Here is a 3,296-nt window from a genome sequence, read left to right on the forward strand (position 1 = left end):
CCGGCCGCCGCGTCGCGCACCCCGGGAGCCGCGGGGCCGGGCCCCGCCCACTCCCCCGGCCCGTTCCCGGCGCTCGCCGCCGCGGCGCACCGGACGCTGCACGCGGAACTGGCGGTCGTCGACGACCCCGACCGCGGCTTCCTCACCGGCTGGCCGCACGCCCTTCAGACCGAGCCGGTGCGGCCCACGCCCACCGGCACCGCGTACGGACTGCACCTGGTGCTCGAACTCGGCGTGCAGGACGGCAGGTTGAACCCCTCGGAGCTGGTCGGGACGCTGTGGCGGCTGCGCCTCGCGGACGGCGGCTGGGCCGCCCGTTCGCAGGGGTCGGTGCCCCGGCCCGAGGTGACGGCCCTGGTGCTCGGCGCGCTCGCCCGCGCGGGCGCGGACCCGGAGCGGCTCCCGGACGAGGGACGAGGCGGCGCGCTGCGCGGCCCGCTTCACGGCGGACCTGGAGCCGTCGGGCCTGGCCCGCACCCATGTGGTGACGACGGTGCTGCGGGGCCTGCTGCGCGCGGCGCCCAATTCCCCGGCCATCGCCCGGCTGCGGGACGAGCTGGTCGACCGGACGATCACCGATCCGGCCCGGGAGCACCGCCGCTGCTGGGGCCCGAGCCTGCGCGCGTCGGCGGCGCACCCGACCCGCCCCTCGCCCGCGCACACCGCGCAGGCCGTCGTGGCCCTGGACCGCGCGGCCCGCGTGCTCGGCGAGGACGCCAACACCCGGGCCGCGCGCGAGGACGGCATCCGCTGGCTGCTGTCCTGCCCGATGCCGGAGCACCGGACCTGCGCGGACCTGATCAACACCCAGGAGGAGGTGCGCCGCCCGCACCCGCAGGACTCCTGGCGCCAAGAGGTCCTTTTCGTACGGCACTTCACGGCCGCGTGGATGGTGCGCGCGCTGCTGACGCCGGGCGCCTGGGAGATCGCCGCCGCCGAGGACCGCGAGGACGCGTGGCGGACGCTGCTCGCGGACGCCGTCAGCGGCGTACTGCGCCAGCAGGACGACGGGATCTGGAACTGGGACGGGCACGATCTCGGCCGCCCGCTGTGGATGACCTATCAGGGCCTTTCGGCGCTGCGCGCCCATGCCGTATGGATGTATCAGCCGGAGGCGTGAACTCCGGCTTCGCGTCCCGGCGGGCGGGGCGGGCGGGACCGACGGAAGGCGGCGTGACTGCATGGGTGGTCGGCACGTGCTGCGGGCCAGGCGACTGCTCGAGGGATCCCTCGACGGCGCGGCCGACCTGGAGGAGGAGGTGCTGGTGCGGGCGGCGCGCGCGGTGGTCGCCGAACTGGGCTCCCCGGCGCGGCTGTTGGCGCTGGTGGCGGAGCTGGCGTCCGGGGCCGGTGATCCGTCGGGGTGCGCGCGCCTGTCGTACCGGCACATCCTCGGCTTCGACAAGCTGCTGCTGATCGACGTCAGCACCCGGCACATGCTGCGGGCCCACGTCTGGCATCCCGGTTCGCACCGGGCGGGCCGCGAGGACATCCACAATCACCGTTCCCCGCTGGCCTCGTACGTGGTGCGGGGCACCCTCGGCATGGAGCTGTACGAGACGGCGGGCGACGGCCCGCTGGCGGCGGCGCGCTATCGCGAGTCGCTGTCGGAGGAGGTCAGCGACTGGCTCCTGGAACCGGCGGGCCGGGCCCGGCTCCGTCTGACGCAGACGGCCGAGTACGCGGCGGGCAGCGGCTATGCCCTGCCGTCGTACGCCCTGCACCGGGCCTGGTGCGCCTCGCCGGGGACGGCGGTGACGCTGTTCCTGGAGACGGGCGTGGGCCGGCGGCGCTACACGGACGTGTTCACGGGCGGCGCTTCGGAGCGGCGCGCTCAGGCGTACGCCAAGGAGCCGCTGGAGGTGGAGGAGTATCTGGCGGAGCTGCGGACGCTGGCGGAACTCATCGGCGGGAGCGAGGAGTTGGCGGCCCGCCCCTAGTCGCCCGGCCCGCCCCTGGTCACCGGGTCAGTGCCGGTCGCCCGGTCGGCGTGTCGCCCGGTCAGTGCCTGCGGAGCCTGCTGAGGGCCTGCTCCACGATGTCGCGGTTGTAGTCGTCGATCTCGACCGTGCCGAGTTCGCCGGGGGTGAGCCAGCGGTGGTCCTGGTCGGGGTGGGGCAGCGCGATGTCGAAGCTGAGGGGGCGGACGAGGAAGTTGTCCTGCCAGTTCTTGACCTCGTGGCCCTTGTACTGGCTGACGAAGGACGATTCGCCGACCTTGCGCACCACGTGCCCGAGCAGGCCGGTCTCCTCCTTGAGCTCCCGCAGCACGCCGTCGCGCGGACTCTCGCCCGGTTCGAGCTTTCCGCAGGGCACCCCCCATACGCGTGGCAGGAACCGCTCGGTCTCACTGCGGCGCACAAGCAGCACACGGCCCCGGTGGGCCACGACGGCTGCCGCAAGATGGTTCTCGCCAGGGATAGCCATGACCCCACCGTAGCGAGGATTCGGGGCCCGGGACAGCCACGGGAGCCGCCCGCGCCCCGGCCGCGCGCCCGTGCGCGGCAGCGGCGTGTCCGATTCCTTCAAGACCGCGCGCGGCGCCGCTGCCTACGCTCACGGGCATGAACAGCAACGACACGAACACGACCGACGGCACGCCGCGCGTCACCCCCAGGCTCGACCTCGTGGGCATCGTCACGTCCGACCTGACGGCGTCGCTGGCCTTCTACCGCAGGCTCGGGCTCGACTTCCCGGCCGGCGCCGAGGACCTGCCGCACGTCGAGGCCACCCTGCCGGGCGGCCTGCGCGTCGCCTTCGACACCGAGGAGACCGTCCGCTCCTTCGCCCCCGACTGGCGGGCGGTGCCCGGCGCCGGGCGGATCGGGCTCGCCTTCCACTGCGGTACGCCCGCGGGCGTGGACGCGGTGTACGAGGAGTTGGTGGCCGCCGGGTACCGCTCGGAGCTGAAGCCGTTCGACGCGGTATGGGGGCAGCGGTACGCGACGGTGCTCGACCCCGACGGCAACGGCGCCGACCTCTTCGCGCCGCTGCCGAGCTGACGGGGGCCACGCGCCCGCGCCCTTCGGCGGGGCGCTCACCTACCGCAGCAGCTCGCTCAGCCGCATGCCCGTCAGTTCCTTGACGTCGCGGGCCAGATGGGCCTGGTCGGCGTAGCCCGCCGCGGCCGCCCCGCCGCGGCCGCCGTGTCCGCGTACGGCAGCCCCGAGCGGGCCAGCGCGAGCGCCCGTTGCAGCCGCAGCACGCGCGCGAGGGTCTTGGGGCCGTAGCCGAACGCGGGCAGGGCGCGGCGGTGCAGCTGCCGCGCGCCGATGCCCGCGGCGTCGGCGGTCTCC

The 3,296-nt window shown here is 75.1% G+C and carries 5 protein-coding genes and 1 pseudogene; 3 read left to right on the forward strand and 3 right to left on the reverse strand.

Features of this window, described 5'->3' with window-relative positions; all coding sequences use genetic code 11:
* Nucleotides 1-477: hypothetical protein (locus STRAU_RS43260; RefSeq protein ID WP_203227515.1), on the reverse strand; the 477-nt coding region annotated here is incomplete at its 3' end.
* A 7-nt stretch (nt 478-484) separates the two neighbouring features.
* Here STRAU_RS43260 and STRAU_RS38080 point away from each other — a divergent pair.
* Nucleotides 485-1,120: a hypothetical protein gene (locus tag STRAU_RS38080; RefSeq protein WP_259300111.1), complete on the forward strand. Its 636-nt coding sequence runs from the start codon at nt 485-487 to the stop codon at nt 1,118-1,120.
* 61 nt (nt 1,121-1,181) lie between these two features.
* Complete coding sequence (locus tag STRAU_RS38085; RefSeq protein WP_037664660.1) at nt 1,182-1,940, forward strand: hypothetical protein; 759 nt, start codon at nt 1,182-1,184, stop codon at nt 1,938-1,940.
* 61 nt (nt 1,941-2,001) lie between these two features.
* On the opposite strand, the gene STRAU_RS38090 is transcribed toward STRAU_RS38085, so the two are convergent.
* Complete coding sequence (locus STRAU_RS38090) at nt 2,002-2,427, reverse strand: NUDIX hydrolase (RefSeq protein ID WP_037664662.1); 426 nt, start codon at nt 2,425-2,427, stop codon at nt 2,002-2,004.
* A gap of 137 nt (nt 2,428-2,564) precedes the next feature.
* Between STRAU_RS38090 and STRAU_RS38095 the strand changes: the two genes are divergently transcribed.
* Nucleotides 2,565-3,002, forward strand: a complete 438-nt coding sequence (locus STRAU_RS38095; RefSeq protein WP_016645718.1) for a VOC family protein — start codon at nt 2,565-2,567, stop codon at nt 3,000-3,002.
* Between the two features lie 39 nt (nt 3,003-3,041).
* Here STRAU_RS38095 and STRAU_RS38100 read toward each other — a convergent pair.
* Nucleotides 3,042-3,296 (reverse strand): annotated as a pseudogene (locus tag STRAU_RS38100) (helix-turn-helix domain-containing protein); the annotation flags it as partial.

Origin of the sequence: Streptomyces aurantiacus JA 4570 (assembly GCF_000414115.1) — a bacterium.
GTDB classification, from domain to species: Bacteria; Actinomycetota; Actinomycetes; order Streptomycetales; family Streptomycetaceae; genus Streptomyces; species Streptomyces aurantiacus_A.